The organism is Agrobacterium radiobacter (genome assembly GCF_040801995.1).
Lineage (GTDB): Bacteria > Pseudomonadota > Alphaproteobacteria > Rhizobiales > Rhizobiaceae > Agrobacterium > Agrobacterium radiobacter.
In genome coordinates, this window is record NZ_JBEGHX010000001.1 from 987,013 (window position 1) to 1,013,254 (window position 26,242).

The following is a 26,242-nucleotide window of genomic DNA, read 5'->3' on the forward strand; positions in this document are numbered from 1 at the left end:
TGGTCGGACTCATCGATAACCTGCGTCCACACGTTGCCAATGACTGCCCAATTTCCGCGGCGGCAGGAGGCAGGCCCCTTGTTTTCCCGTTGGGAAGCCTCTGGGCGCAAAGGGCTTGTGGCCGCTTCTTCCGCTGGGCACAAACAAAAAACGCGCCCATTGGGCGCGCTTTTTGCCGGAGACCCGATCAAGAAATTACTTGATCTTGGTTTCCTTGAATTCAACGTGCTTGCGTACAACCGGGTCATACTTCGTCTTCGTCATCTTGTCCGTGAACGTACGGCTGTTCTTGGTGGTGACGTAGAAGGTACCGGTGTCGGCTGTCGACAGCAGCTTGATCTTGATTGTTGTAGCTTTCGCCATGGTCGTCCTGCCTTTAAACAAAAGAGAAGCCGCAGGCGCTTCTCACCTCGGCTAAATCTGGCGCGAAACTACGTATCGCGCCCGAAAAGTCAAGCCTGTTTTGCCCGGAAAACAAAACGGAACCCATAAAGCACCACGTAAAGCCCGAAAAATACGGCGAGCGCCCAGGCGAAACCATCGGTGCCCGCAACATCCATGGAAATGCCGACGGCCTGTGGTCCTGCAATGGTACCCATGGCGTAACAGAAGATGAAGGCGGCATTGGCGGCCACGAGATCAGCGCCCTTGAGGCGCGAGCCGAGATGGGTGAGGCCGACGGTATACATGCCGGAGACGAGGCCACCCCAGAACAGCAGCAGCGCCGCCACCAGAAGCCAGCTTTCCACCAGAACCGGCAGCGCCAGCGTGCCGCAAACGCCCGCAAAGGCCATGAGGGCGAGCATGGTGCGCCGATCCTTCATCCGGTCGGAAAGCAGGCCGATCGGTATCTGGAAGACCATGTTGCCGATTCCCATGACGGTCAGCAGCAGCGCCGCCTGCGATTCGTTGAAGCCCTCACGGGTGGCGTAGATGGGAAAGAGCGACAGGCCGCCTGCCTGCACCGAACCGAACACGAAAGCCGCGGCCGACGCCATCGGCACCAGCCAGACGTAGCGGACGAAGTGGTGATTGGGCCGCTCGTCCAGCTCCGGGCTCTCGCCGCGCGCCATGAAGATGGGGATAGCGGCCAGAAGGATGATCGCCGCGCCGACGAGGAAGGGCAGGATGCCTTCGCTGCCGACGACGGAAAACAGCAATGGACCAACCGCGAAACCGACCGCAAGGCCGGTTGCGTAAATGCCGAGAACCATGCCGCGTTTTTTCGGCGGCGCGGTCATGTTGATCCAGTATTCGGAGAGAATGAACAGCGTCGTGGTCGCGCCATGGAAGACGATTCGCAGCGGAAACCACATCCAGAAGGCTTCGGCGAAATAAAAGCCGAGTGCGCTCAGCGCCGAAATCAGGACCGCGAGAAGCATGGTTCGTGCCACGCCAAAATCATGGGCGATCTTGCTGGTCACCGAGGCGGCCATCATCGCCGCGACACCCGCCATGGCCGAATTCACCCCGATCATGGTCGAGGAGATGCCGCGCTTCTCAAGGATGATCGACAGGAGCGGCAGGCCGAGACCGATGGCGACACCCACCGCACTGATGGCGGAAATGGCGGCGATCAGTGAGGGCCAGTGAATGGCGTCCGCTTCTTCGCATTTCATTTGTGACATGACGGCCTTTATACAAAGTCTCGAATGAACCGGCCGTGGCGCGTGATATAGAGCCGCGCGGGGCTTTCAAAGGGCAGTGAGGGATCACCTATCATGAGTTTTGTGACATCTTCGAGAACCGTACGTGTGATTTTGGGCATGTTCAGACTGGAAAGGTCTGTCATGTCAAGCCATTGCACGTTGGAGAGCTCGTCGGAATCACGGGTGAGCCTGACATCGAGCCCCAACTCATCGGCATAACAGCAGAAGAATCGCGTGTCGTAGCGCCGCACATTACCGGGTGGGGTGATGGCGCGAGCCACATATCGGAAACGGGAGAGATCAGGACCTTCGGCACCCATTCCGAGGTTCACGCCGGTTTCCTCGAAAAGCTCGCGCGCGGCGGCCAGCGCCAGAGCCCGTGCGCCAGCGGCACTCAGGCGGCGCGCCGCCGAAGCGGTGAGGCTGTTGAGGACGGCAGGGTGCAGATCACCGGAAAAGGGCAGCGCATGGTCGCGCGGATCGCGTTTGCCGCCGGGAAAGACATAGGCACCCGGCATGAAGACGTGGGCGCTGCTGCGCTGGCCCATCAGGACCCTGGGGCCTGAGCCGGAACGGTCGAAGAGGATGATGGAGGCAGCGTCTCGCGGCCGCATAGGAGCGCTCACCGTTTCGGGGTCCCGGGAAAGCTCAGGCACGTGCAAGGTCCTGCTCACGTCAGTGAGACGAGCCGTCTATCTGCACTTTTTGCTGTTTTCGATCAAAGCCGTGCATTCGCAGCGCCCACTGCAGGCCGATGACGCCGCCCTTGATCGGCTGCAGCGTCAAAAGTGCGGACAGAATGGTGATCGGCACCCAGATGGCGAAATGCGCCCACATGGGAATGTTGAGGACCATATCCGTCATCATGAAGCCGCCAACGGCGATATGGCCGATGATGACGATGGAGATATAGGGCGGCAGGTCGTCTGAACGGTGATGATGCATTTCTTCGCCGCAGGCCGCGCAGGCGTCCACCGGCTTCAGCCAGGCCCGGAACAGGCGGCCGCTGCCGCAGGCCGGGCAACGATTGGCCATTCCCCGCATGATCGAGCGGCCAAGCGGCCGTTCCGCGCTATCGTCTCCGAAGGTGACCGTTTCCGAGCCCTGATGTGCACTCATCCTTAAGTCCTTCTCCCGTTCGTTCAACCGCCTGCAGCGGTCTTGTTATCGTCGCCTTCTCGGCGGACGTGTTCCAGGCTTGGCGGCAAGACGAGATGTCCGCCGGCCTGCCTTGTGGAACGACCGCGAGCCGACCGGCATCTTGCGCCCCGGGCTCAGCATATCGAAACGCAGCGCACCTGCCAAAGGCACCGCTTCCGCAAGCCGCACCTGAACCGTATCGCCAAGCTGGTAGCCGAGGCCGGTCTTTTCCCCTGTCAGGGCCTGATGGGCCTCATCATAGAGGAAATAATCGGTTCCGAGTGTAGATATAGGAACAAAACCATCAGCACCAAATTGCGGCAGCGCGACAAAAAGTCCCGCCTTGGTGACACCGCCGACGCGGCCCTCGAATTCTTCGCCCACCCGTTCAGACAGATGATGCGCGATGAGGCGGTTGATGGTGTCGCGCTCGGCGGCCATGGCGCGGCGCTCGAAGGTGGAGATTTCGGCGGCGATATCGTCCAGCGTCGCTTCTTCCTGCGGGGTGATGCCGCCTTCGCCGAGCCCCAGAGAGCCCACCAGCGCGCGATGCACGATCAGGTCGGCATAACGACGGATCGGCGAGGTGAAATGCGCGTATTTCATCAGGTTGAGGCCGAAATGACCGATATTCTCGGGGCTGTAGATCGCCTGGCTCTGGCTGCGCAGCACCATCTCGTTGACCATGATCTGGTGCGGCGTGTCGAGTGCGCGGGCCAGAATGCCATTGAAGGAATTGGCGCGCATGGCCGCTCCCTTGGCCATGGTAATGCCGATGGTACCAAGGAATTCGCGCAAAACCTCCTGCTTGGAAAGCGTGGGCGCATCGTGGATGCGATAGACCAGCGGCTGCTTTTTCTTTTCCAGCGTCTCGGCGGCGGCGACGTTCGCCTGGATCATCATTTCTTCGATCAGCTTATGCGCATCGAGGCGTTCGGGAATGACGACCTTGTCCACCGTACCATCAGGCCGAAGCAGGATCTTGCGCTCCGGCATGTCGAGTTCCAGCGGCTGGCGGCGGTCACGGCCGCGCTTCATCACCTCATAGGCATGCCACAGCGGCTTCAGGATAGGTTCCAGCAGCGTACCGGTCTTGTCGTCCGGCGTGCCGTCAATGGCTGCCTGTGCCTGTTGGTAGGAAAGCTTCGCCGCGCTCTTCATCATGATGCGGTGGAAGGTGTGGCCCGCCTTGCGGCCTTCCTTCGAAAAGGTCATCCGCACAGCTAGGGCAGGGCGGTCGACGCCTTCCTTCAGCGAGCAGAGATCGTTGGAGATGCGCTCCGGCAACATCGGCACGACGCGGTCGGGGAAATAGACGGAATTGCCACGCTTCAGCGCCTCGCGGTCCAGCGGCGAACCGGGCCGCACATACCAGGAGACATCGGCAATGGCGACGGTGACGATGACGCCGTCAGGATTGTCGGGAGACGTGTCGGGCTCGGCATAGACCGCATCGTCATGGTCCTTGGCGTCGGCCGGATCGATGGTTATGAGCGGCAGGTCGCGCCAGTCCTCGCGGTGCGACATGCTGGCCGCCTTGGCGGCATCCGCCTCGGCAAGAACGTTCGAGGGGAAGATATGCGGAATGCCGTGGGAATGGATCGCGATCATCGAGATCGCCTTTTCGGAGGCGACAGAGCCGATGACCGACAGAACCTTGGCGCGCGTCAGGCCATAACGACCGCTGTTGCGCGAGGTTTCCACCTCGATCAGATCGCCATCCTTTGCATCGCCGACGCCATCGGGGTCGATGACCATTTCCTCGCCACGCCGGTCGATCGGCATCAGCCGTCCGCCGCCGCCTGCCGTCTCCTTGAATACGCCGAGCAGCGCGTTCTGGCGGCGGTCGATCAGCTTCACGACACGGGCCGTATAGGCCGGGCCGGCGCTTTCCTTGGAGGGGAAGATCTTCGCCAGAATACGATCGCCAAGACCCGCTGCCGGGGCCTTCTTGCCGCGGTCCTGCGATGACTGGCGGATGAGTACGGCGGGTGCCGCGCCCTGATCCTCCGGCCATTCCGCCGGCCGGCCGATCAGTTCGCCGTCCTTGTCACGGGTGGTGATGTCGAGAACCGTCACAGGCGGCAGGCCGCCCGGGCGTGTCAGAGACTTGCGGCTCTTCTGGACCATGCCGTCGGTTTCAAGCTCCTTCAGCAGCGCCTTCAGGACCACGCGGTTTTCACCCTTCAGGCCGAAAGCCTTGGCGATTTCGCGTTTGGAGGCCTGCTGCGGGTGGTCGGCGATGAATTTCAGCAGCACATCGCGTGAAGGCACCTCGCCATGGATGATGCCTTCACCTTCATTCACACGCTTGCCGCGCCCGGTGCGTCCGAAACCGTCGCTGGCGGAACCCTGTCTCTGACGCGGCGCCTTGCTCACTCTGCTGCCTTCTTGGGTTTGGCCGCTGCCTTCGGCTTGGCGGCCGTCTTGCTCTTTGTTGCGGCCTTGGCCTTGGTTGCCTTCGGCTTCGCCGCGGCGTCACCATCGGCCTTCTTGGCAGCGGTCTTCTTGGCCTTTGCGGGCTTGCCGCCGGTGCCGGTCTTGGCAATACGCTCGGCAATCAACACCAACGCCTCGTCCAGCGTCACCGAAGCCGGGTCCTGTCCCTTTGGAATGGTCGCGTTGACCTTGCCCCAGTTCACATAAGCGCCGTAACGCCCGTCACGAACAGTGATCGCGCCGCCATCGGGGTGGTCGCCCAGTTCCTTCAGAGCAGCCGGCGTGCCGCTGCGGCCGCGTCCCGGTCCCTTGCTCTGTTTCTCGGCAATGACGGTTACTGCCCGGTTGAGGCCGATCGCGAACACGTCCTCGATGCTTTCGAGGTTCGCGTAGGAACCGTCATGCAGCAGGAATGGTCCGTAGCGGCCGAGACCGGCCGAGATCATCTTGCCGGTTTCGGGGTGCTTGCCGATATCGCGCGGCAGGTTGATGAGCGCCAGAGCCTTTTCGTGGTCGATATCTTCAGGCTTCCAGCCCTTGGGCAGCGAGGAGCGCTTGGCCTCCTTGCCGTCGCCACGCTGGATATAGGGCCCGAAACGGCCAGAGCGGAGCGTGAGCTCTTCTCCAGTCATCGGATCGGCGCCCAGCGCCTTCGGCTCGTTCGATGCGGCAGCTTCGGCTTCCGAACCGTCCGAGGTCAGCTGGCGTGTATAGTTGCATTCCGGATAGTTGGAGCAACCGACAAAAGCACCATATTTGCCGAGCTTCAGCGAAAGATTGCCGGTGCCGCAAACCTGACAGATGCGCGGATCGGACCCGTCCTCGCGCTTGGGGAAGACCAGCGGCGCCAGAACCTCGTTCAGCGCATCGAGAACGTTGGTGACGCGCAGTTCCTTGGTATCTTCGATCTGGGCGAAGAAATCCTTCCAGAAATCACGCAGAACCTGCTTCCAGTCCAGTTCGCCGGCGGAGATGCGGTCGAGCTTTTCTTCAAGGGCTGCGGTGAAATCGTATTCGACGTACTTGGTGAAGAAGCTTTCGAGGAAAGCCGTCACCAGCCGGCCGCGCGAATGCGGTATCAGCTTGCGTTTGTCGACGACGATATATTCGCGGTCGCTCAGCGTTTTCAGCGTCGCCGCATAGGTGGAAGGACGGCCGATGCCGAGCTCTTCCATCTTCTTGATCAGCGAGGCTTCCGAATAACGCGGCGGCGGTTCGGTGAAATGCTGGCTGGCATTGATCTTCTGCTTGGCGAGGTTTTCGCGTTCGTTGATCGGCGGCAGACGGCCTTCGTCATCACCGTCGTCGCTCTGCTCGCCATCTTCCTTCTGGTCGGTATAGGCGGCGATGAAACCGTCGAAACGGATCACCGAGCCGACGGCACGAAGACCGGCCTTTTCGCCGTTCTTGTCGGCAAGGATTTCCACCGTGGTGCGTTCGATTTCGGCAGAGGCCATCTGGCTCGCAATGCCGCGCTTCCAGATCAGGTCGTAAAGGCGCAGCTGATCGGGATCGAGGTAACGCTTCACCTGATCCGGCGTGCGGTTGAAATCGGTCGGGCGGATCGCTTCGTGCGCTTCCTGGGCGTTCTTGGCCTTGGTGGAATAGAAACGCGCCTTTTCCGGGACGTAACGGTCGCCGAACTGCTCGCCGATGGCAAGGCGGGCGGCATCGATCGCTTCCGGCGCCATCTGCACGCCGTCGGTACGCATATAGGTGATCAGACCGACGGTCTCGCCGCCGATATCGATGCCTTCGTAAAGCTTCTGCGCCACCTGCATGGTGCGCGAGGCGGAAAAGCCCATGCGCGAGGAGGCCGCCTGCTGCAGCGTCGATGTGGTGAAGGGCGGGCCGGGATTGCGCTTGACGGGCTTCGCCTCGACGCTGTCGACCACATAAGTCGCGCCGTCCAGCAGCGTCTTCAGCCGGTTCGCGTCTTCGCCGGTCTTGATCGCGCGGTTCTGCAATCGCTTGCCGTCAGCGGAAACCAGCTTGGCCTCGAACTCGTCACCGCGCGGGGTCTTCAAAAGCGCGCTGATATTCCAGTACTCTTCGGAAACGAAACGCTCGATCTCGGATTCGCGGTCACAGACGAGACGCAGCGCAACGGACTGCACGCGGCCGGCCGAGCGCGCGCCGGGCAGCTTGCGCCACAGCACCGGCGACAGGTTGAAGCCGACGAGATAATCCAGCGCACGGCGGGCGAGATAGGCGTCTACCAGCGGAATGTCGATGTCGCGCGGGTTCGCCATGGCATCCAGCACCGCCTTTTTGGTGATGGCGTTGAAGACCACGCGCTTGACCGGCTTGTCGCCGAGAACGCGCTTCTTCTTCAAAAGATCGAGAACGTGCCAGGAAATGGCTTCACCTTCGCGATCCGGGTCGGTTGCGAGAAAGAGGCCGTCGGAGGATTTTACCGCATCGGCAATATCCTTCATGCGCTTGGCGGAAGCGCTGTCGACTTCCCAGGACATTTCGAAATCCTGGTCGGGCAGCACCGATCCGTCCTTGGCAGGAAGATCCCTCACATGGCCAAAGGATGCAAGAACCTTATAGCCCGGGCCAAGATACTTGTTGATCGTCTTGGCTTTGGCAGGAGATTCTACGACGACGACATTCATATTGTTTTTCTCTGGAACTGGTCCGTTAACATGGCCGGATCGCCGCGCGATGCCGCAATTGGCCTTCTTTATATTTCGACATGGACAGGTAATGCGCGCGGGTCAAGAGGCAAGGCCGATTTTATCACTCCAAGGTGATTGCAACCTATGGATAATCTATTGTTGTATTGCAATCTTTGGTAAATTGGTTATGATGGGCAACATCATTTGAATCTACTTAATGCTCTTCGTTTCAGGCGTAATTCTTAGGATAAATATATGGTCCCGAACGCAACAAACAATAATGCCGACAATGAAGGGACCAGAGAGAACTTGGCTTACATTCGCCAGATGCTGGCGGAGCTGCGCCAGGTCGCCAGCCGCGAGGGCGCCGACATGCTGTGTTATCTAATCGAGATGGCCTATGTCGAAGTCGGTGATATCCAGAGCGGACGACGCAAGCTGTCAATCCGCGATGAAGAGCGACACGCGCCCCCCGGCATGCCGGTTTAGACGTCCTGCAATATCAAGCTCCAGCAGCACCAGATGAACGGTGGCAGCGGAGAAACCCGTGTGACGGATGATATCGTCCGTTTCCACGGGCGAGGGACCGAGAGCGGCGGCGATGATGCTGCGCTCGTCGTCCCCTGGTGGTGACATCTCCGTGTCGGATCTCGGTTCCTCGATCTTGCGGTCATAGGGCAGTTGCGGCTCCATCAGCGGTCGCAGCGCCTCGAGAATATCGTCGGCCCCCGTGGTCAGCATCGCCCCTTCCTTGATCAGCCGGTTGGTGCCCTCGCAGCGTGCATCAAGTGGGGAGCCGGGCACGGCAAAAACCAGCCGTCCCGCTTCGCCGGCGAGACGCGCCGTGATCAGCGAACCCGAGCGCTCCGCCGCCTCCACGATGACGACGCCGAGCGAGACGCCTGATATCAGGCGGTTGCGGCGCGGGAAGTCACGCGCGCGCGGTTCCCAGCCGAAGGGCATTTCACTGATCGTCGCGCCGCCCTGATCGTATATCTCCTGCAACAGCCCGAAATTTTCCTGCGGGTAAGGACGGTCGAGACCGCCTGCCAGCATGGCAACCGTGCCGGTTGCAAGGCTTGCCCGGTGCGCCGCCGCATCGATGCCGCGCGCCAGACCGGAGGCGATCGCATAACCGGCCCGCCCGCAATCGCGCGCCAGCATGGCGGCGAATTTAGCACCGTTGATGGAGGCGTTGCGCGAGCCGACGATGCCGACGCAGGGCCTTGTCGCCGCATCCGCCGATCCCTTCATGGCGATCAGCGGTGGTGCGCCATCCAGATGTCGCAGGGCAGGCGGGTAATCCGGTTCGCCGATGCCGATGAAACGCGCGCCGAATTTGTCAGCGGTTTCGATCTCGCCTTCCGCCTCCGCCTGTGTCGCGATGCGCGGGCTGCGGGAGGAGCCGCCCCGCCGTGAAAGCTCGGGCAGGGCGTCGAGCGCCTTTTCGGCGCTGCCGAAATGATTGATGAGTTCGCGGAAGGTAACGGGACCGATATTGTCGCTGCGGATCAGCCTCAGCCAGGCGACACGCTGCCGCGCGGAAAGCTCTATGCCCTGCCGTGTCGTTTCCTCATGCGGCATGGCATATCCTCAAATGGGTCTCAGCCCTTTTGCCCGATCCTGCTTTCAGTGCCTGCCAGCAGGCGCGTAATATTCTCGCGGTGTTTCCACCAGGAAATAACGCTGAGCAGCGTCACCAGCAGCGCCGTCTTTTCAGGTCCGAGCACCCAGAGGGCCACAGGAATAACCAGCATGGCAAGCAGCGCCGACAGCGAGGAATAACGGGTGATGAAGGCGGTCGCGAGCCAGATCAGGGCAAAGGCCAGCATCATCAGCGGGGCTACGCCCAGGAGCACGCCGATATAGGTGGCCACACCCTTACCGCCCTTGAAGCCGAGCCAAACCGGAAACAGGTGGCCGAGAAAGGCGAAGAAACCGGCGACCAGCGAAGCCTCATAACCCCAGAGCGCATTGGCGACCAGCACGGCCGCCGTGCCCTTCAGCGCGTCAAGCAGCAGGGTAGCCGCCGCAAGTTTCTTGTTGCCGGTGCGCAGCACATTGGTCGCGCCGATATTGCCGGAGCCAATCTTGCGCACGTCGCCCAGCCCCGCCATGCGGGTGAGAATGAGGCCAAAGGGGATGGAACCGAACAGATAGCCAATCAGCGCTGCCAGCGCGAGAAGGGCAGGCGCCGTCTGCCAGTCAGTCAAAGCACTCATTCAAACGTCCCCTCTGTCGCGCCGGCCGCGTGATCTCTGTTGGTGATCTTATGCCAAGGAATGAACGGCTTTGCCAGCCACATAAGTGGCGACCGCGCGGCCGCTGAAACGGGCATCCTCGAACGGCGTGTTCTTGGATTTCGAGACCAGCTGTTCCTTGGCCACAAGCCACGGTTCGTCGAGGTCGATCAGCGTGATATCGGCCTTCGCGCCAGCCTTCAGCGTTCCCGCATCCAGTCCGAAAATTTTGGCCGGGCGGGTGGAGAGCGCATCGATCAACCGTATCAGCGGAACCTCGCCGCTGTGATGCAGGCGCAGCGCCGCCGCTAGCAGGGTTTCAAGCCCGATCGCGCCGCTCGCCGCATCCGAAAACGGCAGGCGTTTGGTATCGACATCCTGCGGGTCGTGCGAGGAGACGATGATATCGATCGTGCCGTCCTTCAGCGCTTCCACCATGGCTTTGCGGTCGTCTTCGGCGCGCAGCGGTGGCGAGAGTTTGAAGAAGGTCCGGTACTCGCCGATATCGTTCTCATTGAGGGTGAGGTGATTGATCGAGATGCCGCAGGTAGCCTTTACGCCCCGCTGCCGCGCAACGCGGATCGCTTCTGCCGATTCCGGAACGGAAATCTTGGCGGCGTGGTAGATCGCCTGCGTCAGCCCGGCAATGCGCAGGTCGCGCTCCAGCGGAATGATCTCGGCTTCCTTCGGAATGCCCGACAGACCGAGCCAGCTTGCGAAAAGCCCTTCATTCATATCGCCGCCGCCGATATATTTGTCGCGGGTTTCAAGCGCGATGACGGCGCCCAGTTCGCGCGCATAGGTCATGGCGCGGCGCAGCACCAGCGTGTCGGAAAGCGCCCTGCGGCCGTTGGTGAAGGCAACTGCACCGGCTTCCTTCAACATGCCGATCTCGGTCATTTCTTCGCCGTTCAGACCCTTGGTCAGGGCTGCTGCGGGATGGACGTTGACGAGCGCCTTGTCGCGCGCCGTCTTTTTCACATATTCGACCAGCGCGATATCGTCGATGACTGGATCGGTGTCGGGCATCATGATGATGCTGGTGACGCCGCCGGCCGCTGCCGCGCGCGAGGCGGATTCGATGGTTTCGCGGTGTTCGGCACCCGGTTCTCCGACGAAGACGCGGGCGTCCACCAGGCCGGGAACGGCCAGCAGCCCCTTGCAGTCGCGCACCGTCGCACCCTCAGGTGCGCCCTGATTATGCGCATCCTTGCCGGCTGCGAGAATAGCGCCATCGGAACCGATGACGATGCTGCCGGTCTCGTCGAGATTACGGGAAGGATCGACGATGCGGAGATTGTTGAGAACGGTAACGGCACTCATACGCGCTCACCCTGATTTTGCGAGACAAGCAGGGTTTCCATGACGGCCATGCGCACGGCAACCCCCATTTCCACCTGGCTTTCGATGACGCTCTGCGGACCGTCGGCCACTTCTGAGGCGATTTCCACGCCGCGGTTCATCGGGCCGGGATGCATGACCAGCGCATCCTCTTTCGCCGCTTTCAGCTTCTCGGCATCGAGACCGTAGTAATGGAAATACTCGCGCACCGAAGGCACGAAGGAACCGGACATGCGTTCACGCTGCAGCCGCAGCATCATCACCACGTCGGCATTCTTCAGCCCTTCCTTCATGTCGTGGAAGACTTCCACGCTCATGTCGCGAATGCCTGATGGTAGAAGCGTGGCAGGGGCGACGACGCGCACGCGCGCGCCCATCTGGTTGAGCAGGATGATGTTGGAGCGAGCCACGCGCGAATGCAGCACGTCGCCGCAGATCGCCACCGTGATACCCGAAAGCTGGCCCTTGGCGCGACGGATGGTCAGCGCATCGAGCAGGGCCTGTGTCGGGTGCTCGTGCTGGCCGTCGCCGGCATTGACCACGGAGCAGGCGACCTTCTGTGCGAGAAGAGCGGCGGCGCCGGCGGAGGAGTGGCGCACGACCAGCACATCCGGGCGCATGGCGTTCAGCGTCATCGCCGTGTCGATCAGCGTCTCGCCCTTCTTCACCGAGGAATTGCCAACCGACATGTTCATCACGTCTGCGCCGAGGCGCTTTCCGGCAAGCTCGAAGGAGGATTGCGTGCGCGTCGAGGCTTCGAAGAACAGATTGATCTGGGTGAGGCCCCGGAGCGTCGAGGTCTTTTTCTCGCGCTGGCGGCTGATTTTCACCGCCTCATCGGCCTTGTCGAGAAGCAGGGTGATATCCTGATGGGAAAGCCCCTTGATGCCGAGGAGATGGCGATGGGGGAAGAAGACCATGCGGTTTGCCTCCTGACGGGCGCCGCATTTTCCCGTGAAAATGCCCGGAACGCCCGAATGCTGATCCGTGCGCTCCCATTCGCTGTGAACACGCCTCAGGAGTGCCGCGGAATTCGGTCCTGCGCTCTATAGAGATTGCACGGTCGCGGGGCAAGCGCCCGCAACCCCTGAAATGAAAACATGGCGATGTTTCCCCAACCCTAGTGGACAAGTGGCCTGACGATGGTCCGAGCATGCATCAGATGACGCCATGCTCCTTCAAAAGCGCCTGCTCGTCGCCTGACGCCCAGCCGAAAACTCTCGGCGCTCCTTCCAGCCTCTGGACAAAATAGTGAACATCGAAGTTGATTGCGACATCCGATTGTTGCTTGCGGGTAAAGTTCGCTGTCCAGGCAACGTGGGCGACGCAATGATGTTCATCGATCGGCGAGATACGGATATTGCGGATCCGAATCTCCTTCGTTCCGATCGCTCGATAGCGGTCATAACCCTTCTTCATGACCTGCTTTAAGTGGTCGTCGTTCTTTCCGGTCATCACTCCGGCAGGGGATGCGGCGATGAAGTCGGAGGCATAGAGGGAGGCGACCTCCTCCATATCCATGTCGCCTTTGAGAGACTTGTTGAAAAATCGCTCATACCGCTCGAAGAGCTTTCTCACGCTGGTCTCCATGGTTTCCTCCCCCTGTGCAGCCGTTCAGCAAGTCGCCAACCGAAAAAGCCCGTCGCAAGTTCCATATCAGGCGGCGGCCTATGCAGAATCTCTGACGATGGTGCTTCAAACGGGATCGGATGCCTGCCGCAAGCGGAGCGGATTGACCGTGCGGAACCCGACATTTGGTCCGGGTTGGGAATGTTTCGCCGCTTGCTTTATATCATGGCGCCGCCCTGCGGCATTGGGCAGTTTCGGGTGGAATTCTCGGGCCAGATCCGGCCTTTGACGCAGTTGACTGGAATTATCGCAATGCATTCCTATTCTGTTTTCGCCCTGGCCGTACTGGCCCTGCTTTTGACGCCTGGCCCGACGAACACGCTTCTGGCGCTTTCCGGTGCCGGTCGTGGTGTCCGAGCGTCGCTGCCTTTGATGATCGGTGAAATCGCCGGCTATCTGCTGGTCATCCTTGCGCTTGCTGTGCTGTTTTCCGATTTTCTGAAGATGCATACGGGCCTTGCGCAGGCCATCAAGCTCTGTGCCGCCATCTGGGTCGCATTTCTGGCCGTTCGGCTGTGGACCCTGCCGTCTTCGGCGCCAATCGGTGAGGCGATCACTCCTCGTCGGGTTTTCGTCACCACCTGTCTTAACCCGAAGGGGCTGATCGTCGGCCTTGTCTTGTTGCCACAGGCGCCGCTGACCCAGATATGGCCATATATACTGCTGTTTTCTGCTCTCGTGGCTTTCGCGGCGCTTGTGTGGCTGTTTGCAGGGGCGCTTCTCATCCGCCATGCGGGCCAGTCTTCGCCGAGGCTCGTGCGCGGCACCGCCTCGGGCTTCCTTCTGGTGCTGTCGCTCGGTCTTGCCGGAAACGTGTTTGGCATTCTCTAGGCCGGATACCTAAATCAGGGGCACTCCCGAAAAATGCTGAAAGCGGCGGTTTAATCGTCTCAATCGCTTCCTGCGGGTGGAATTATGCAATATCACCCCACTATGCAACGCCAGTACAAAACAGCTAGAAGCAGCGGATGACCCAGAATTCCCGGACAGAAGAAACGCTCGCCGAACTGAACCAGCCAAGCCTCTGGTCCGGTATCAACGCCTATCGTTCCGATCCGCTGATCGTCGATCTCACGTCCGGCCTGTCGCGCAATCTGAGGGACGAGTTCGACCAGCTCGGCCGCTACGTCACTTCGCATGAGGCGCAGGAGCTGGCGCGCATGGCCAATCAGGGCGTGCCGCAGCTGCACACCCACGGCCCGCGCGGCGAACGTCTGGATCAGGTCGAGTTCCATCCCGCCTGGCACGCGCTGATGCGCCGTTCCATGTCATCGGGCCTGCATTCCAGCGTCTGGGAGAACTCTCCCGATACGCGCGGCAATGAACACAAGGCGCGCGCCACGAAATTCTACCTGACCTCGCAGCTCGAGGCTGGCCATCTCTGCCCGCTCACCATGACCAGCGCCTCCGTTGCCGCCATCATGGCCTCGCCGCGCGTGCAGAAGGAATGGGCGCCGAAGATCCTGTCGCGCAAATATGATTCCTCGCAGAAACCGGGCCTGCAGAAAACCGCCGTCACTATCGGCATGGGCATGACGGAAAAGCAGGGCGGCACGGATGTGCGCGCCAATCGCACCACGGCGGAGCGGGTGGGTGAGGGCATCTATCGTCTGTCCGGCCATAAATGGTTCCTCTCTGCGCCGATGAGCGATGGTTTCGTCATGCTCGCCCAGATGGGCGACGGCATGGGCTGCTTCCTTGTGCCGCGTTATCTGGAGGATGGTTCGAAGAACGGCCTGCACTTCCAGCGCCTGAAGGACAAGCTCGGCAACCGCTCCAATGCATCAGCCGAAGTCGAATTCACCGATGCGTTCGGTTATCTGCTGGGCGATCCCGGCAGCGGCATCCGCACGATCCTCGACATGGTGACGCTGACGCGGCTGGACTGCGCGCTGGCATCATCAGGCATGATGCGCGCCTCGCTTGCCGAAGCGGTGCATTACGCCCGCGGTCGTTCGGTTTTTGGCAAGATGCTGGTTACCCAGCCGATCATGACGCGCGTTCTCGCCGACATGGCGCTGGATGTGGCGGCCTCCACTGCGCTCTCCTTCCGGCTGGCGACGGCGTTTGATGCCGCCCGCAACAATCCGGCCGAAGCCGCCTATGCGCGGGTGATGACGCCCATCGTGAAATACTGGTGCTGCAAGATCGCGCCGGCCCTCATCTACGAGGCCATGGAGTGCCTTGGCGGCAATGGTTACGTTGAAGAGCGGCCGATTGCCCGCCACTATCGCGAAGCGCCCGTCAACGCCATCTGGGAAGGCTCCGGCAACGTCATGGCGCTGGATGTGCTGCGGGTTCTCCAGCGCGGCAAGGACCTGTTCGATCTCGTCTTCCAGACGCTGGAGCGTGATCTCGGACCTGCCGGCAAGAAGACCACCGACGTGCTGCGCGCCGCGATCGCCCTTGCCGAACGTGACGAGGGGGCGGCCCGTCTATTGGTGGAGCAGTTTGCACTCGCGGCCGCTGCCGCCGAGCTTTGCCGCCTTGGCGCCGGCAAGATCGCCGATGCCTTCCTCGAAACCCGTCTGGCGGGCGGCTGGCGGCATACTTACGGCATGCTCGATTCCCGCTTCGATCCGAATTATATAATCGATCTTCTTTATCCGCCTGCATCTTGACCGATGCATGCGGATGAAGGTTTTGCAGTCCTGGCGGGAGGGGTCTCGGATTTGACAAACAGCAATGGCGTAAGGCGTGTTCTTATCTGTCACGACAGCTTCGCGCATCGATGCGCGGCAAGGGAAGGCGGCTGCCAATGCTGACCTTCCGTTCCGCCCGCGCTGAGGATGAAGACGCGCTCTACGCCATAAGCCTTGCCACCGGCGATGCCGGGCAGGATGCTACCCCGCTTTACAATGATGGCCGCATGGTCGGGCACATCTATTCCGTGCCCTATCTGCATCTCTGGCCCGATGCCGTTTTTGTGGCTGAGGATGAGGAGGGTGTGTGCGGTTATATTGTCGGCGCGCTCGATACGGCGGTGCACGAAGAGCGGCTGGAGCGGGAATGGTGGCCGCATCTGCGTACTCTTTACCCCGATCCCGGCGGCGACCAGCAGACATGGGACGCCGATCAGCGCCGGGCCCAGTTCATCCACCATCCGCGCCGCACGCCCACCTGGCTCACCGATCCGTTTCCGGCCCATATTCACATGAACCTGCTGCCGCGCACGCAGGGCAAGGGCGGCGGCACCCGGCTTCTGTCGCGCTGGCTCGATATGGCAAGACAGAACAACGTCTACGGCATCCACCTCGGCGCCAGCGAACGCAACCATGCGGGCATGCGCTTCTGGGAAACCCGTGGCTTCAAACGCCTCGAAAGCCATGAGACGCCCGGCAGCGTCTGGTTCGGCATGGCGCTGGAATAAACCGGCTGATTCCGCGGAGCATGGGTTCGGGATTGTTCACGTCGGCTACCCTTCATCCACAGGAACCTTCCGTCCATCCGCCCCGCCACATTGTTCTTCCCTTCATGCTTTGTTAACCCGTTGAGAAAGGCCTTTCAGAAAACGGGTAGGGAATCATGCTGGCGACCGCAGAGGCGATTTCAGCCGACAGACCGGAAAAGCGCATCAAGGATCGCGCTCAGACCGAGAAGGCGATTTTTAACGCGGCGCGATCGCTGCTCGCCGAAGAGGGATTTCAGGGTTTCGGCATCAACGCCGTCGCACGCCGCGCCGGCTGCGACAAGCAGCTGATCTACCGTTATTTCGGCGGCCTCGATGGCTTGATCGAGGCGATCGGCGAGGATCTCGGCTCCTGGGTGAAGGATCGCATTCCCGAGGACACCGGCGGCATGTTTCTTTTGACCTATGGCGATCTCATGGAAAAGCTGGCGCTTTATTTCATGGATGCGCTGCGCAGCGATCCTCTCGTCTGCAAGATCATCGCCTGGGAAGTCTCTGACGGTTCACCGCAGGTGCGTCAGCTGGCCGAAGCCCGCGCCAAGTCGCTGGGCAAGTGGCTGGAGCGCATGCGCGGTTCGCTGGCGGCGCCGAAGGGCGTGGATACAGCGGCGGTCAATGCCGTGCTGTTCGCCGCCATCCAGCACCTCGTCATCTCCGCTGCCACCAGCGGCCAGTTTGCCGGCGTGCCGCTCAAATCGGACCGGGACTGGGACAAGATCTCCACTGCCGTCAAAAGACTGGTGCGTGGTGTTTACGGCTGAACCGGCTTCAGCAGGTGTAGGGCGGTCACGTTCAGGACCAGCGCGTTAAAGAAAAATCAGCCATGTTTTCACCCGGTCGGCAACCGCCCGGCGCATCCGGTCGTTCACGGGATCACATGCTTTTCCACATGCCGGCCGCCCGTCATTAACCATAATGACAGCTTTCATTTGCCTCGCCCGGGCTGCCGGTCCAGTGTGGATTAACGAAATGTTAACCATGCGCAATGACTGCGCATAAGGGAGCCGCAAGTGAGCCGCTGGACAGCTTTAGGCGTCATGATGACGTTTTTTGTGATGCTGCCGTTGGATATCGACGTGCCGGCGCTGAACCTCTGCCTGATGGCCGTGGCGCGCTGGGCGGTGCTTGCTGGCTTTCCCGATGCGGTGTTGGCGCGGGGGCAGGTGGCATGAAGTGGTTTCTGATACTCTGGGCCGGTCCCGTCGCATTGCTGGGCAGCTGGTACTGGCTTTCCTATTACGACATGAGCTTCGGCTTCTACATGCTGACGCGGCAGACCCATGATCTGGTGTTCGAGATATACGGCAATATTCTCGGCCTGCCACCGGAAAGCCTGCCGCCGCTGGTGGCGCGCGCCATCGCGCTAGACAGTCTGATCGTTTTTGCGTTTCTCGCATTCCGCAAGAGAAAGCAGATTGCCGCCTGGTGGCAGGGCCGTCAGTCGGCCGCGCGGGTGAGTGCGGAAAGCCTGTCCAGCGCGCCCTGAAGAATGAAGCTCGCGGCGGCCGAATCGATACGTTCGGCCCGTTTGGCGCGTGAGACGTCCATTTCCAGCAATGCGCGCTCGGCCGCGACTGTTGAAAGCCGCTCATCCCAGAAGATGAAGGGCAGGGCGGTTTTTTCACCCATGGTGCGCACGAAGGCGCGCGTTGCCTGCACGCGGGGACCGGCCGAACCATCCATGTTCATGGGCAGGCCGATGATGAAGGCGGAAACTTTTTCCTTTTCGGCGAAGGCCAGCAGCACTTCCGCATCCTGCGTGAATTTCACCCGTTTGATGACCGGACGCGGCGTTGCAAAGCGCCGCGACAGGTCTGACATGGCAAGCCCGATGGTCTTTGTGCCGAGGTCGAGGCCGGCAATTGCCTGCGCGGGCTGAAGCGTCTGCGCCAGTTCCTCGATGGTGAGTATTGCCATGTCGCGCGCTGTCCTTACCGTTTGCGGACGAATTCAGTGCGCAGCACCAGACCCTTGACCGCATCATGCCTGCAATCGATCTCTTCCGGATTGTCTGTCAGACGGATCGACTTGATGACGGTGCCCTGCTTGATGACCGTGTTGGTGCCCTTGACCTTCAAATCCTTGATCAGGGTGACGGAATCGCCATCTTCAAGCACATTGCCCGCCGCATCGCGTACTTCATTCGCACGCGCCGCTTCTGCAGCCAGTTCGGAGGCCGGTCGCCATTCACCGGTCGCCTCGTCATACACGTACTCGTCATCATTTGCGGCCATGGTCGCCTCTCTTAAATATTGGTAGTGCGGTTGTTCAGGCCGTCCTATGTCATAATATACCGGTAATACAAAGGAGAACTTCCCATGAAAATCACCTGGCTCGGCCATTCCGCCTTCCGCCTCGAAAACGGTAGCGCGAAGATCCTCATCGATCCGTTCTTCACCGGCAACCCCGGTTTTGCCGGACAGGATGGGAAGTCGGCGGCCGAAGGCATCACTCATATTCTCCTGACCCACGGCCATGGCGACCATGTCGGCGACACCGTTCAGCTTGCGCGCGAGACGGGTGCAACCGTACTGGCCAATGCCGATCTTGCCGCATGGCTTTCCGCCAAGGGTGTCGCGAAGGTCGATATGGGTAATACCGGCGGCACGGTGCATTTTGACGGTTTTTCCGTCACCTTCACCAATGCACTGCATTCCTCCGCCCAGATCACCGAGGATGGCGTCTCCCATTCGCTCGGCAGTGCCAATGGCCTGATGCTGCATTTCGAAGACGGTCCGGCCGTTTATCACATGGGCGATACCGACATCTTTTCCGACATGAAGCTGATCAATGAACTGCACCAGCCGGATATCGGCCTCGTGCCGATTGGTGACCGCTTCACCATGGGCGGAGCCGTCGCGGCGCTTGCCTGCCAACGCTTCTTCAAGTTCGAGAATGTCATTCCCTGCCACTATGGTTCCTTCCCGATCATCGACCAGACGCCGGAGAAGTTCGTGACCGGCATGGAGGGGTCGGAAGCCCGTGTCCACACGCCTAAGGCGGGCGATACGCTGTCCTTCTGACGTTTTGCTCAGGCATGTCGTGACCGCAAAAGCACCTCACACTTTTACGCGACATGCTTTCTACCGTTGCGAATGGCGGACATGGTGATTATAGCGGGTAGGAAAATTCTGACCGGAGTAGAACCATGTCCGTCGATCTCGCCACCGTAAAGCGCGTTGCGCGCCTTGCCCGTATCGCAGTCAGCGAAGAAGAAGCACAGAATATGCTCGGCCAGCTGAACGGCATACTCGGTTTCGTGGAGCAGCTTTCGGAAGTGAATGTCGACGGCGTCGAGCCGATGACATCAGTCACCCCGGTGGAGATGAAAAAGCGTGCCGACGTGGTGACCGACGGCAACAAGGCGGAAGACATTGTCGCCAATGCGCCCGCGACCGACCGGGATTTCTTCATGGTCCCGAAAGTGGTCGAATAATCCGACCGCCGTTTGCCGCCCGATTTTTCCAAGATTTCGAAAGCCGTTGCCGACCATGACCGACCTGACGAGCCTGACCATTGCCGAAGCCCGCGAAAAGCTGAAGGCGAAAGAGTTTTCCGCCCTCGAGCTGACCGACGCCTATATTGCCGCCATCGACGCCGCCAACGGCGCGCTGAACGCCTATGTTGCCTTGACGCCTGAAAAGGCGCGCGACATGGCGAAAGCCTCCGATGGCCGCATCGCCGCAGGCGCGGCGGGCGAGCTGGAAGGCGTTCCGCTCGGCGTGAAGGACCTTTTCGCCACCCGTGACATCCACACGCAGGCGTGTTCGCATGTTCTCGATGGCTTCAAGCCGAAATATGAATCCACCGTTACCCAAAATCTCTGGGATCAGGGCGCCGTCATGCTCGGTAAGCTCAACATGGACGAATTCGCCATGGGCTCGTCCAATGAAAGCTCCTGGTACGGCCCAGCCATCAACCCGTGGCGCGCCAACGGTTCCGAGCAGAAGCTCGTACCCGGCGGTTCCTCCGGCGGTTCGGCCGCTGCCGTCGCTGCTCATCTCTGCGCCGGCGCCACCGCAACCGACACGGGCGGCTCCATTCGCCAGCCGGCAGCCTTCACCGGCACCGTTGGCATCAAGCCCACCTATGGCCGTTGCTCGCGCTTCGGCATCGTCGCCTATGCCTCTTCGCTGGATCAGGCCGGCCCGATCGCCCGTGACGTGCGCGACGCCGCTATCCTGTTGAAGACCATGGCAAGCGTTGACGCCAAGGATACGACCTCGGTTGACCTGCCGGTGCCGGATTACGAAAAGGCCATCGGCCAGTCGCTGAAGGGCCTGAAGATCGGTATCCCCAGGGAATACCGCGTTGACGGCATGCCGGAAGAAATCGAAAAGCTCTGGGCCAAGGGCGTGGAATGGCTGCGCGATGCCGGCGCCGAGGTTGTCGATATCTCGCTGCCGCATACCAAATACGCGCTGCCTGCCTATTACATCGTCGCACCGGCGGAAGCCTCGTCCAACCTTGCCCGTTATGACGGCGTTCGTTACGGCCTGCGCGTCGACGGCAAGGACATTGCCGACATGTACGAAAAGAGCCGCGCTGCCGGTTTCGGCAAGGAAGTGCAGCGCCGCATCATGGTCGGCACCTATGTGCTGTCGGCCGGGTATTACGACGCCTATTACCTGAAGGCGCAGAAGGTTCGCACGCTGATCAAGCGTGACTTCGAAAACGTCTTCCACGAAGGCGTCGACGCCATTCTGGCGCCGATCACCCCGTCCTCCGCCTTCGCAGTCGGCGACGAGGAACTCGCCTCCGATCCGGTGAAGATGTATCTGCAGGACGTTTTCACCATCACCGTCAACATGGCCGGCCTTCCCGGCCTTTCGGTTCCGGCCGGCCTTGACGGCAAGGGCCTGCCGCTCGGCCTGCAGCTCATCGGCAAGCCTTTCGAGGAAGAAACGTTGTTCAAGACGGCGCACGCCATCGAGCAGGCAGCCGGCAAGTTCACCCCCGCCAAGTGGTGGTAAGCGGCCTCAAGCTTAGACAGATGAACGAAGCCGATCGCCATGCGGTCGGCTTTGTCGGTTTTGCCGCCTGGCGTTCCGGCGAGGCCTTCGACGACAGCTATCTCGATCCTGATGTCATCGAGCGGGTGAGGGGCGAATTCGAGAGTTTCGCCAAGTCTCCAACTGGTGATGTTGTCGTCGCTGAAATGGGAGGCGTGGTTGCCGGCTGGGGCGCATGCGATGCGGCGCCGCATCACATTTCCGATCTCTGGGTGGACCCGAACTGGCAAGGCAAGGGGATCGGCAAAGCCCTGATCCTTCATTTTCTCAACAAGATGCGCGCGCAAGGCCTGCCGCTTGCCACCATCGACACCCATGCCAGAAACCGCGCAGCCATCGGTCTTTACGAGCGTTGCGGATTTGAGATCGTCTGGCGCGGCATGGAATGGTCCGACATCATGAAAGTCGAGCTTGAAAAGGTGAAGCTCGAGCGCAGGCTCTCGCCATAACCCGCTTTTACGGTCGAGGCTGATTCTCGGCGAAATGCCGGGCGACAGCATTGCCGCCGCCCGGTCGATTTATCTGTTGTCCAACTCACCCCTCACGAGTTCCAGCCCGCGCGTGGTAATGCGGTAAGGTTTGCCGCCCGAGGAGGCGATCGCTCTCTTCCGTTTCAGCTTGCGGAAGGTGAGGAGATTGAGGCCGCTGAAAATCCAGCCGTCACGCGTATAAAGCGCGAGTTTTTCGATTTTGTGGGCGTCATCTCGAACGATTTCAATTCTGCCGCCCTGGGCGAGCAGGTGAAGAATGCGCTGTTCGGCGCGGGAAATGTCCATTTTTGGAAGTCCGGTCGGCGTCATATAGACGCGTGAAAACAAATCCGGGTGCCGTTAAGGCAACCGGCTCGGTTTCAGCATGGCCCGGCGCGCAATAAACTTGCGGGCAGGGCCTTTACCGGGACTCCGATTGAGCGAACATAAAAACTCCGTTCTTGCTCCTTTTGGGTAGCGGGCGAACCCGGCGCGGTCAAGTCCCGCCAGGCGTGAGAAAACCATGCTGGTCGAATCGCGCTGGCAATGGTTTAATTTCAACGGCCATGGAGGGTGCGGCTTGATCGTCATTCGCAATGCGCATGAGCAGGAAGCGGAGGTTCTGGCGGCCATCGGCCTCAGGGCATGGCGACAGGCAACCGCAGCTCTCGGCATCACCCCGACCCTTTACGACAATGCGGCCAGCGCCTTTTCCAATTTTACCCGCTCGTCATGGCTGGCAATCAGGGTGGCGGAATTCGGTGGCTCGGTTGCGGGCTGGGCGGCGCGCGAACATTTTGACGAGACGATTTCCGATTTCTGGATCGATCCGGATTTTCAGCGCCGGCGGGTCGGCAGTCGTCTGCTGGGTGATGTGGAAAGGCTGATAGAGGACAGGGGGTTCGAGACCATCCGGCTTGAAACCCACGCCCAGAACGAACCGGCCGTCGCCTTTTTCCGCCACCATGGCTATAGCGTCCGCTGGCTCTCCGTTTCCTATGCGCCAAAGCTCGATCGCGAAGTGCAGTCGGTAGGCCTGCAGAAGCAATTGGCGGAGGTTGAGAGTGGTCTTTATGGGCCGGCTTTCTGAGAGAGAGTTTGCAGAGCATCCACCAGCCGCATCGGCCAGTCTGGCATGATGGCAAGCGATGCGATAAGGCCCACCTGCAATATCACGATTGATATCAGGATGCTGCGGAAGGGTTCCTTACGTGTTTTATGCCGCAGCAGGCGTTGTGCCGAGATCGCACCCAAGCTGCCGCCAATGAGCGCAAGCGATAACAGCGTGCTTTCCCGGATACGCCATTCGCCATTCCTCGCCGCTTGCTTGTCCCACCAATAGACAAGAAAGACGAAAAGATTGAAGGCGATATAGGCCGTGAAGCAGAGAGCGATCGTCACCATGGCGTGAATTGAAACCGGGAAGCGTAAAAAACGCGTATCCGGTATGGGCTAAAATCCCGGGCCTGGCGTGACAGGGTGCAAGATGTCTTGCGCCCGCGCTCCATTTGTTCTACCCACCAAGGCCAAAGAACCCGTATATCGTGAGCTTCAGATGACCCTTGTAGACGTGCGCACCCCCGACCCGAAACGCTTCATTCCCGGCGCCACCGGCGATTGGGAAATCGTGATCGGCATGGAGGTGCATGCGCAGGTTCTCTCCAATTCCAAGCTGTTTTCCGGTGCATCGACCACCTTCGGCAATGCGCCAAACTCCAACGTGTCGCTGGTGGATGCCGCCATGCCCGGCATGTTGCCCGTCATCAACGAGGAATGCGTCAAGCAGGCGGTGCGTACCGGTCTCGGCCTGAAGGCGAAGATCAACAACCGTTCGATCTTCGACCGTAAGAACTACTTCTATCCGGACCTGCCGCAGGGCTACCAGATTTCGCAGTTCAAAGATCCGATCATCGGTGAGGGCACTATCACCATTTCGCTCGGTCCGGACCGTCAGGGCAATTTCGAGGATATCGAGATCGGCATCGAGCGTCTGCATCTGGAGCAGGACGCCGGCAAGTCCATGCACGACCAGCATCCGACCATGTCCTTCGTGGACCTGAACCGTTCGGGCGTGGCGCTGATGGAAATCGTTTCCAAGCCGGACATGCGCTCGTCGGATGAGGCCAAGGCCTATCTGACCAAGCTGCGCTCGATCGTGCGTTATCTCGGCACCTGCGACGGCAACATGGATGAAGGCTCGATGCGCGCCGACGTCAACGTTTCCGTGCGCCGTCCGGGCGAAGGTTTCGGCACGCGCTGTGAAATCAAGAACGTCAACTCCATCCGTTTCGTTGGTCAGGCCATCGAATATGAGGCGCGTCGCCAGGTCGCCATTCTGGAAGACGGCGGCTCCATCGATCAGGAAACCCGCCTGTTCGATCCAGGCAAGGGCGAGACACGTTCGATGCGCTCCAAGGAAGACGCGCATGATTACCGCTATTTCCCCGATCCGGACCTGCTGCCGCTGGAATTCGACGATGCTTTCGTCGAGGCGCTGAAGGTCGATCTGCCGGAGCTTCCCGACGACAAGAAGGCGCGCTTCGTGGCCGATCTTGGCCTGTCGGTCTATGACGCCTCGATCCTCGTTTCGGAGAAGGCGATCGCCGATTATTACGAGGCCGTCGCCGCCGGCCGCGATGCGAAGGCTGCCGCCAACTGGGTCATCAACGACCTGCTCGGCGCCCTCAATAAGTTCGGCAAGGATATCGAGACGACGCCGGTTTCGCCGGAACAGCTCGGCGGCATCATCGATCTCATCAAGTCTGAGACCATTTCCGGCAAGATCGCCAAGGACCTGTTCGAAATCGTCTGGAACGAGGGCGGCAACCCGGCGGAAATCGTCGAGGCGCGCGGCATGAAGCAGGTGACGGATACCGGCGCCATCGAAAAGGCCGTGGACGAGATTATCGCCGCCAACCCGGATCAGGTTGAAAAGGTCAAGGCGAAGCCGACGCTCGCCGGCTGGTTCGTCGGCCAGGTCATGAAGGCCACGGGCGGCAAGGCCAACCCGCAGGCGGTGCAGGCACTGGTGAAGGCCAAGCTCGGCATCGAGGAAGAGTAAGCGAAAGCTGCTTCCTGCCGGTAGGAGGCATCGAGGCACAAAGCTCTCCTTCGTCATCCTCGGGCCTGTCCCGAGGATCTAGATACCCACAAGGCCAAACGTGCTCAGATCCTCGGGACAAGCCCGAGGATCACGTCGAGAGTGCGGGAGGCTCGACATATATCTGCCGGGATCAACGCCCGGCTTTTCTGTTTCAAGACGGAGCCCAAACATGTTTTTCATCCGCACGGCAAGTCTGCGGGACATCGAGCCGGTCCGCACCTTGCTCGCCACGACATGGCACGCGACCTATGATGCGATCTATGGCGTCGACAAGGTGAACCAGCTGATCCTCGCATGGCATTCGCCGCAAGCCATGAAAGACCGTATCGAGAAAAAGGGCGGCGAATTTCTGGTGGCTGATGACGGCAGGCGGATTGGGGGCATGGCCTATGGCTCCATGTCCACCAAGATGGCGAAGACGGCCCTGCTGCACCAGCTTTACGTCGCGCCCGACCTTCAGCGCCAGGGCGTCGGCCGTGATCTGTTCGCGGAACTGGAAACCTGTTTTCCGGATGCGGAAATCATGCGGCTTGAAGTCGAGCCTAAAAATACTGTCGCAATCGCCTTTTATGAAGGCGTCGGGTTTGTCGAGGTGGACCGAATCGAGCGCATGGCGGGCATCGAGGGTCTGCCCGGCATCGTTATGGAAAAGAGCCTGACCCGATGAATGCGACATTGCAGAATCTCATTATCCGCACGGCGCGCGAAGACGACCTTCCCGCCCTTGCCGCCATTTTTGCCGCCGACGAGATTGGCGGCCATGGCGATACGGCCGAAGAATCGGCGCAGCCGGATTATCTTGCAGCCTTCCGCGCCATTGAGGCATCGCCGAGCGAAACGCTCTATGTGGCGGAACTGGATGGCGAGGTCGTCGGCACCTTCCAGACGGCGATCCTGACCAAGCTCGTCGGGCGAGGGGCAAAGTCCATGGTGATCGAGGCGGTGCAGACGCGCGCCGACATGCGCGGTCGCGGTATCGGCGCGGTGATGATCAATCATTGCCTGGAAGAAGCCCGCCGTCAGGGCCTCAACGCCGCGCAACTGACGTCCAACATGGCCCGGCTGGACGCGCACCGCTTCTACGAGCGGCTGGGTTTCGAGAAGCGGCATTTGGGCTTCAGGATGAAGCTGAAATAGCACGGATATATCTTGAAATGCTGGACAATTGCTGTGAGGGGCGGCATAA

General features: G+C 60.6%; 30 protein-coding genes. 15 read left to right on the forward strand and 15 right to left on the reverse strand.

The genetic code is table 11. The features are described 5' to 3' along the window. Positions 1 to 195 precede the first annotated feature (195 nt). From rpmG to topA, 6 genes are all read right to left on the reverse strand, one after another. The gene (gene rpmG, locus MRBLRC7O_RS05015; RefSeq protein WP_003496403.1) at positions 196 to 363 is read right to left on the reverse strand and encodes a 50S ribosomal protein L33; all 168 of its coding nucleotides are present in this window, start codon (positions 361 to 363) and stop codon (positions 196 to 198) included. A gap of 89 nt (positions 364 to 452) precedes the next feature. Then, a complete protein-coding gene (locus MRBLRC7O_RS05020) occupies positions 453 to 1,619 on the reverse strand; it encodes an MFS transporter (protein ID WP_003502425.1) in 1,167 nt (388 codons plus the stop codon). Between the two features lie 17 nt (positions 1,620 to 1,636). Beyond that, positions 1,637 to 2,263 (reverse strand): NUDIX hydrolase, encoded by a 627-nt coding sequence (locus MRBLRC7O_RS05025; RefSeq protein ID WP_153315051.1) that lies wholly within the window; start codon positions 2,261 to 2,263, stop codon positions 1,637 to 1,639. 61 nt (positions 2,264 to 2,324) lie between these two features. Further along, complete coding sequence (locus MRBLRC7O_RS05030; RefSeq protein ID WP_003502429.1) at positions 2,325 to 2,768, reverse strand: DUF983 domain-containing protein; 444 nt, start codon at positions 2,766 to 2,768, stop codon at positions 2,325 to 2,327. Between the two features lie 45 nt (positions 2,769 to 2,813). Further along, entirely contained in the window at positions 2,814 to 5,168 is a 2,355-nt protein-coding gene (gene rnr, locus MRBLRC7O_RS05035) for a ribonuclease R (RefSeq protein WP_080866096.1), read from the reverse strand. Then, positions 5,165 to 7,849, reverse strand: a complete 2,685-nt coding sequence (topA, locus tag MRBLRC7O_RS05040; protein WP_080866097.1) for a type I DNA topoisomerase — start codon at positions 7,847 to 7,849, stop codon at positions 5,165 to 5,167. The genes rnr and topA overlap by 4 nt, the downstream gene beginning before the upstream one ends. Positions 7,850 to 8,107: 258 nt before the next feature. Between topA and MRBLRC7O_RS05045 the strand changes: the two genes are divergently transcribed. Then, complete coding sequence (locus MRBLRC7O_RS05045) at positions 8,108 to 8,341, forward strand: hypothetical protein (protein ID WP_020012349.1); 234 nt, start codon at positions 8,108 to 8,110, stop codon at positions 8,339 to 8,341. Here MRBLRC7O_RS05045 and dprA read toward each other — a convergent pair. The 5 genes from dprA to MRBLRC7O_RS05070 all read right to left on the reverse strand — a co-directional run bounded on the left by dprA (position 8,294) and on the right by MRBLRC7O_RS05070 (position 13,023). Beyond that, entirely contained in the window at positions 8,294 to 9,436 is a 1,143-nt protein-coding gene (dprA, locus tag MRBLRC7O_RS05050; protein ID WP_080866098.1) for a DNA-processing protein DprA, read from the reverse strand. The two genes, MRBLRC7O_RS05045 and dprA, sit on opposite strands and share 48 nt — an antisense overlap. Before the next feature lie 20 nt (positions 9,437 to 9,456). Beyond that, positions 9,457 to 10,074 carry a glycerol-3-phosphate 1-O-acyltransferase PlsY gene (gene plsY / locus MRBLRC7O_RS05055; RefSeq protein ID WP_162686132.1) on the reverse strand — a complete coding sequence of 206 codons (618 nt, stop codon included), beginning with the start codon at positions 10,072 to 10,074 and terminating at the stop codon, positions 9,457 to 9,459. Between the two features lie 48 nt (positions 10,075 to 10,122). Continuing rightward, positions 10,123 to 11,415, reverse strand: a complete 1,293-nt coding sequence (locus MRBLRC7O_RS05060; RefSeq protein WP_003502440.1) for a dihydroorotase — start codon at positions 11,413 to 11,415, stop codon at positions 10,123 to 10,125. After that, complete coding sequence (locus tag MRBLRC7O_RS05065; protein WP_080866099.1) at positions 11,412 to 12,353, reverse strand: aspartate carbamoyltransferase catalytic subunit; 942 nt, start codon at positions 12,351 to 12,353, stop codon at positions 11,412 to 11,414. The genes MRBLRC7O_RS05060 and MRBLRC7O_RS05065 overlap by 4 nt, the downstream gene beginning before the upstream one ends. Before the next feature lie 238 nt (positions 12,354 to 12,591). Continuing rightward, entirely contained in the window at positions 12,592 to 13,023 is a 432-nt protein-coding gene (locus tag MRBLRC7O_RS05070) for a DUF6841 family protein (protein ID WP_003502444.1), read from the reverse strand. A gap of 291 nt (positions 13,024 to 13,314) precedes the next feature. Between MRBLRC7O_RS05070 and MRBLRC7O_RS05075 the strand changes: the two genes are divergently transcribed. The 6 genes from MRBLRC7O_RS05075 (at position 13,315) to MRBLRC7O_RS05100 (ending at position 17,957) form a co-directional block, all read left to right on the forward strand. Beyond that, positions 13,315 to 13,893: a LysE family translocator gene (locus tag MRBLRC7O_RS05075; protein WP_035212507.1), complete on the forward strand. Its 579-nt coding sequence runs from the start codon at positions 13,315 to 13,317 to the stop codon at positions 13,891 to 13,893. A 137-nt stretch (positions 13,894 to 14,030) separates the two neighbouring features. Then, positions 14,031 to 15,683, forward strand: a complete 1,653-nt coding sequence (locus MRBLRC7O_RS05080) for an acyl-CoA dehydrogenase family protein (protein ID WP_003502448.1) — start codon at positions 14,031 to 14,033, stop codon at positions 15,681 to 15,683. Between the two features lie 137 nt (positions 15,684 to 15,820). Beyond that, the gene (locus tag MRBLRC7O_RS05085) at positions 15,821 to 16,432 is read left to right on the forward strand and encodes a GNAT family N-acetyltransferase (protein ID WP_003502450.1); all 612 of its coding nucleotides are present in this window, start codon (positions 15,821 to 15,823) and stop codon (positions 16,430 to 16,432) included. Positions 16,433 to 16,587: 155 nt separating this feature from the next. Then, complete coding sequence (locus MRBLRC7O_RS05090) at positions 16,588 to 17,232, forward strand: TetR/AcrR family transcriptional regulator (RefSeq protein WP_003502452.1); 645 nt, start codon at positions 16,588 to 16,590, stop codon at positions 17,230 to 17,232. 249 nt (positions 17,233 to 17,481) lie between these two features. Further along, positions 17,482 to 17,643 carry a hypothetical protein gene (locus MRBLRC7O_RS05095; protein WP_020812168.1) on the forward strand — a complete coding sequence of 54 codons (162 nt, stop codon included), beginning with the start codon at positions 17,482 to 17,484 and terminating at the stop codon, positions 17,641 to 17,643. After that, a complete protein-coding gene (locus MRBLRC7O_RS05100; RefSeq protein ID WP_080866101.1) occupies positions 17,640 to 17,957 on the forward strand; it encodes a DUF6105 family protein in 318 nt (105 codons plus the stop codon). The genes MRBLRC7O_RS05095 and MRBLRC7O_RS05100 overlap by 4 nt, the downstream gene beginning before the upstream one ends. Here the strand turns inward: MRBLRC7O_RS05100 and ruvX are convergent. Together ruvX and MRBLRC7O_RS05110 are read right to left on the reverse strand one after the other, a co-directional pair. Further along, on the reverse strand, positions 17,909 to 18,388 hold the full coding sequence (gene ruvX / locus MRBLRC7O_RS05105; RefSeq protein ID WP_003502458.1) for a Holliday junction resolvase RuvX: 480 nt from the start codon (positions 18,386 to 18,388) through the stop codon (positions 17,909 to 17,911). The genes MRBLRC7O_RS05100 and ruvX overlap by 49 nt on opposite strands. A gap of 14 nt (positions 18,389 to 18,402) precedes the next feature. Continuing rightward, complete coding sequence (locus MRBLRC7O_RS05110) at positions 18,403 to 18,705, reverse strand: alkylphosphonate utilization protein (protein WP_003502460.1); 303 nt, start codon at positions 18,703 to 18,705, stop codon at positions 18,403 to 18,405. A gap of 84 nt (positions 18,706 to 18,789) precedes the next feature. Between MRBLRC7O_RS05110 and MRBLRC7O_RS05115 the strand changes: the two genes are divergently transcribed. The 4 genes from MRBLRC7O_RS05115 to MRBLRC7O_RS05130 all read left to right on the forward strand — a co-directional run bounded on the left by MRBLRC7O_RS05115 (position 18,790) and on the right by MRBLRC7O_RS05130 (position 21,932). Further along, positions 18,790 to 19,494 (forward strand): metal-dependent hydrolase, encoded by a 705-nt coding sequence (locus MRBLRC7O_RS05115; RefSeq protein WP_003502462.1) that lies wholly within the window; start codon positions 18,790 to 18,792, stop codon positions 19,492 to 19,494. 125 nt (positions 19,495 to 19,619) lie between these two features. Then, positions 19,620 to 19,907 (forward strand): Asp-tRNA(Asn)/Glu-tRNA(Gln) amidotransferase subunit GatC, encoded by a 288-nt coding sequence (gene gatC, locus MRBLRC7O_RS05120; protein ID WP_003496362.1) that lies wholly within the window; start codon positions 19,620 to 19,622, stop codon positions 19,905 to 19,907. A 55-nt stretch (positions 19,908 to 19,962) separates the two neighbouring features. Then, entirely contained in the window at positions 19,963 to 21,444 is a 1,482-nt protein-coding gene (gatA, locus tag MRBLRC7O_RS05125) for an Asp-tRNA(Asn)/Glu-tRNA(Gln) amidotransferase subunit GatA (protein ID WP_080866102.1), read from the forward strand. A 20-nt stretch (positions 21,445 to 21,464) separates the two neighbouring features. Next, positions 21,465 to 21,932: a GNAT family N-acetyltransferase gene (locus MRBLRC7O_RS05130; RefSeq protein WP_080866103.1), complete on the forward strand. Its 468-nt coding sequence runs from the start codon at positions 21,465 to 21,467 to the stop codon at positions 21,930 to 21,932. A 69-nt stretch (positions 21,933 to 22,001) separates the two neighbouring features. Here MRBLRC7O_RS05130 and MRBLRC7O_RS05135 read toward each other — a convergent pair whose 3' ends face one another. Next, positions 22,002 to 22,259: a YjhX family toxin gene (locus MRBLRC7O_RS05135; protein WP_059753193.1), complete on the reverse strand. Its 258-nt coding sequence runs from the start codon at positions 22,257 to 22,259 to the stop codon at positions 22,002 to 22,004. Between the two features lie 274 nt (positions 22,260 to 22,533). Here MRBLRC7O_RS05135 and MRBLRC7O_RS05140 point away from each other — a divergent pair, with 274 nt between their 5' ends. Next, complete coding sequence (locus MRBLRC7O_RS05140) at positions 22,534 to 23,043, forward strand: GNAT family N-acetyltransferase (protein ID WP_020012369.1); 510 nt, start codon at positions 22,534 to 22,536, stop codon at positions 23,041 to 23,043. Here the strand turns inward: MRBLRC7O_RS05140 and MRBLRC7O_RS05145 are convergent. Beyond that, positions 23,025 to 23,357, reverse strand: a complete 333-nt coding sequence (locus MRBLRC7O_RS05145) for a DUF1294 domain-containing protein (RefSeq protein ID WP_060724116.1) — start codon at positions 23,355 to 23,357, stop codon at positions 23,025 to 23,027. The two genes, MRBLRC7O_RS05140 and MRBLRC7O_RS05145, sit on opposite strands and share 19 nt — an antisense overlap. Positions 23,358 to 23,508: 151 nt before the next feature. Between MRBLRC7O_RS05145 and gatB the strand changes: the two genes are divergently transcribed. From gatB to MRBLRC7O_RS05160, 3 genes are all read left to right on the forward strand, one after another. Continuing rightward, entirely contained in the window at positions 23,509 to 25,014 is a 1,506-nt protein-coding gene (gene gatB, locus MRBLRC7O_RS05150) for an Asp-tRNA(Asn)/Glu-tRNA(Gln) amidotransferase subunit GatB (protein ID WP_003502477.1), read from the forward strand. A 211-nt stretch (positions 25,015 to 25,225) separates the two neighbouring features. After that, complete coding sequence (locus MRBLRC7O_RS05155; protein ID WP_020012372.1) at positions 25,226 to 25,723, forward strand: GNAT family N-acetyltransferase; 498 nt, start codon at positions 25,226 to 25,228, stop codon at positions 25,721 to 25,723. Beyond that, on the forward strand, positions 25,720 to 26,193 hold the full coding sequence (locus MRBLRC7O_RS05160) for a GNAT family N-acetyltransferase (RefSeq protein ID WP_020012373.1): 474 nt from the start codon (positions 25,720 to 25,722) through the stop codon (positions 26,191 to 26,193). Before MRBLRC7O_RS05155 ends, MRBLRC7O_RS05160 begins: the two co-directional genes overlap by 4 nt. Positions 26,194 to 26,242 lie beyond the last annotated feature (49 nt).

Coding starts and splice junctions, on each gene's coding strand:
- MRBLRC7O_RS05060 (WP_003502440.1), bottom strand. CDS start 11,415: ATGAGTGCCGTTACCGTTCTCAACAATCTCCGCATCGTCGATCCTTCC.
- MRBLRC7O_RS05100 (WP_080866101.1), top strand. CDS start 17,640: ATGAAGTGGTTTCTGATACTCTGGGCCGGTCCCGTCGCATTGCTGGGC.
- ruvX (WP_003502458.1), bottom strand. CDS start 18,388: ATGGCAATACTCACCATCGAGGAACTGGCGCAGACGCTTCAGCCCGCG.
- MRBLRC7O_RS05070 (WP_003502444.1), bottom strand. CDS start 13,023: ATGGAGACCAGCGTGAGAAAGCTCTTCGAGCGGTATGAGCGATTTTTC.
- topA (WP_080866097.1), bottom strand. CDS start 7,849: ATGAATGTCGTCGTCGTAGAATCTCCTGCCAAAGCCAAGACGATCAAC.
- MRBLRC7O_RS05075 (WP_035212507.1), top strand. CDS start 13,315: ATGCATTCCTATTCTGTTTTCGCCCTGGCCGTACTGGCCCTGCTTTTG.
- MRBLRC7O_RS05110 (WP_003502460.1), bottom strand. CDS start 18,705: ATGGCCGCAAATGATGACGAGTACGTGTATGACGAGGCGACCGGTGAA.
- MRBLRC7O_RS05115 (WP_003502462.1), top strand. CDS start 18,790: ATGAAAATCACCTGGCTCGGCCATTCCGCCTTCCGCCTCGAAAACGGT.
- MRBLRC7O_RS05065 (WP_080866099.1), bottom strand. CDS start 12,353: ATGGTCTTCTTCCCCCATCGCCATCTCCTCGGCATCAAGGGGCTTTCC.
- gatA (WP_080866102.1), top strand. CDS start 19,963: ATGACCGACCTGACGAGCCTGACCATTGCCGAAGCCCGCGAAAAGCTG.
- MRBLRC7O_RS05135 (WP_059753193.1), bottom strand. CDS start 22,259: ATGGACATTTCCCGCGCCGAACAGCGCATTCTTCACCTGCTCGCCCAG.
- MRBLRC7O_RS05160 (WP_020012373.1), top strand. CDS start 25,720: ATGAATGCGACATTGCAGAATCTCATTATCCGCACGGCGCGCGAAGAC.
- gatC (WP_003496362.1), top strand. CDS start 19,620: ATGTCCGTCGATCTCGCCACCGTAAAGCGCGTTGCGCGCCTTGCCCGT.
- MRBLRC7O_RS05025 (WP_153315051.1), bottom strand. CDS start 2,263: ATGCGGCCGCGAGACGCTGCCTCCATCATCCTCTTCGACCGTTCCGGC.
- MRBLRC7O_RS05085 (WP_003502450.1), top strand. CDS start 15,821: ATGCTGACCTTCCGTTCCGCCCGCGCTGAGGATGAAGACGCGCTCTAC.
- MRBLRC7O_RS05155 (WP_020012372.1), top strand. CDS start 25,226: ATGTTTTTCATCCGCACGGCAAGTCTGCGGGACATCGAGCCGGTCCGC.
- MRBLRC7O_RS05030 (WP_003502429.1), bottom strand. CDS start 2,768: ATGAGTGCACATCAGGGCTCGGAAACGGTCACCTTCGGAGACGATAGC.
- dprA (WP_080866098.1), bottom strand. CDS start 9,436: ATGCCGCATGAGGAAACGACACGGCAGGGCATAGAGCTTTCCGCGCGG.
- plsY (WP_162686132.1), bottom strand. CDS start 10,074: ATGAGTGCTTTGACTGACTGGCAGACGGCGCCTGCCCTTCTCGCGCTG.
- MRBLRC7O_RS05145 (WP_060724116.1), bottom strand. CDS start 23,357: ATGGTGACGATCGCTCTCTGCTTCACGGCCTATATCGCCTTCAATCTT.
- MRBLRC7O_RS05080 (WP_003502448.1), top strand. CDS start 14,031: ATGACCCAGAATTCCCGGACAGAAGAAACGCTCGCCGAACTGAACCAG.
- MRBLRC7O_RS05130 (WP_080866103.1), top strand. CDS start 21,465: ATGAACGAAGCCGATCGCCATGCGGTCGGCTTTGTCGGTTTTGCCGCC.
- MRBLRC7O_RS05020 (WP_003502425.1), bottom strand. CDS start 1,619: ATGAAATGCGAAGAAGCGGACGCCATTCACTGGCCCTCACTGATCGCC.
- rpmG (WP_003496403.1), bottom strand. CDS start 363: ATGGCGAAAGCTACAACAATCAAGATCAAGCTGCTGTCGACAGCCGAC.
- MRBLRC7O_RS05090 (WP_003502452.1), top strand. CDS start 16,588: ATGCTGGCGACCGCAGAGGCGATTTCAGCCGACAGACCGGAAAAGCGC.
- MRBLRC7O_RS05045 (WP_020012349.1), top strand. CDS start 8,108: ATGGTCCCGAACGCAACAAACAATAATGCCGACAATGAAGGGACCAGA.
- gatB (WP_003502477.1), top strand. CDS start 23,509: ATGACCCTTGTAGACGTGCGCACCCCCGACCCGAAACGCTTCATTCCC.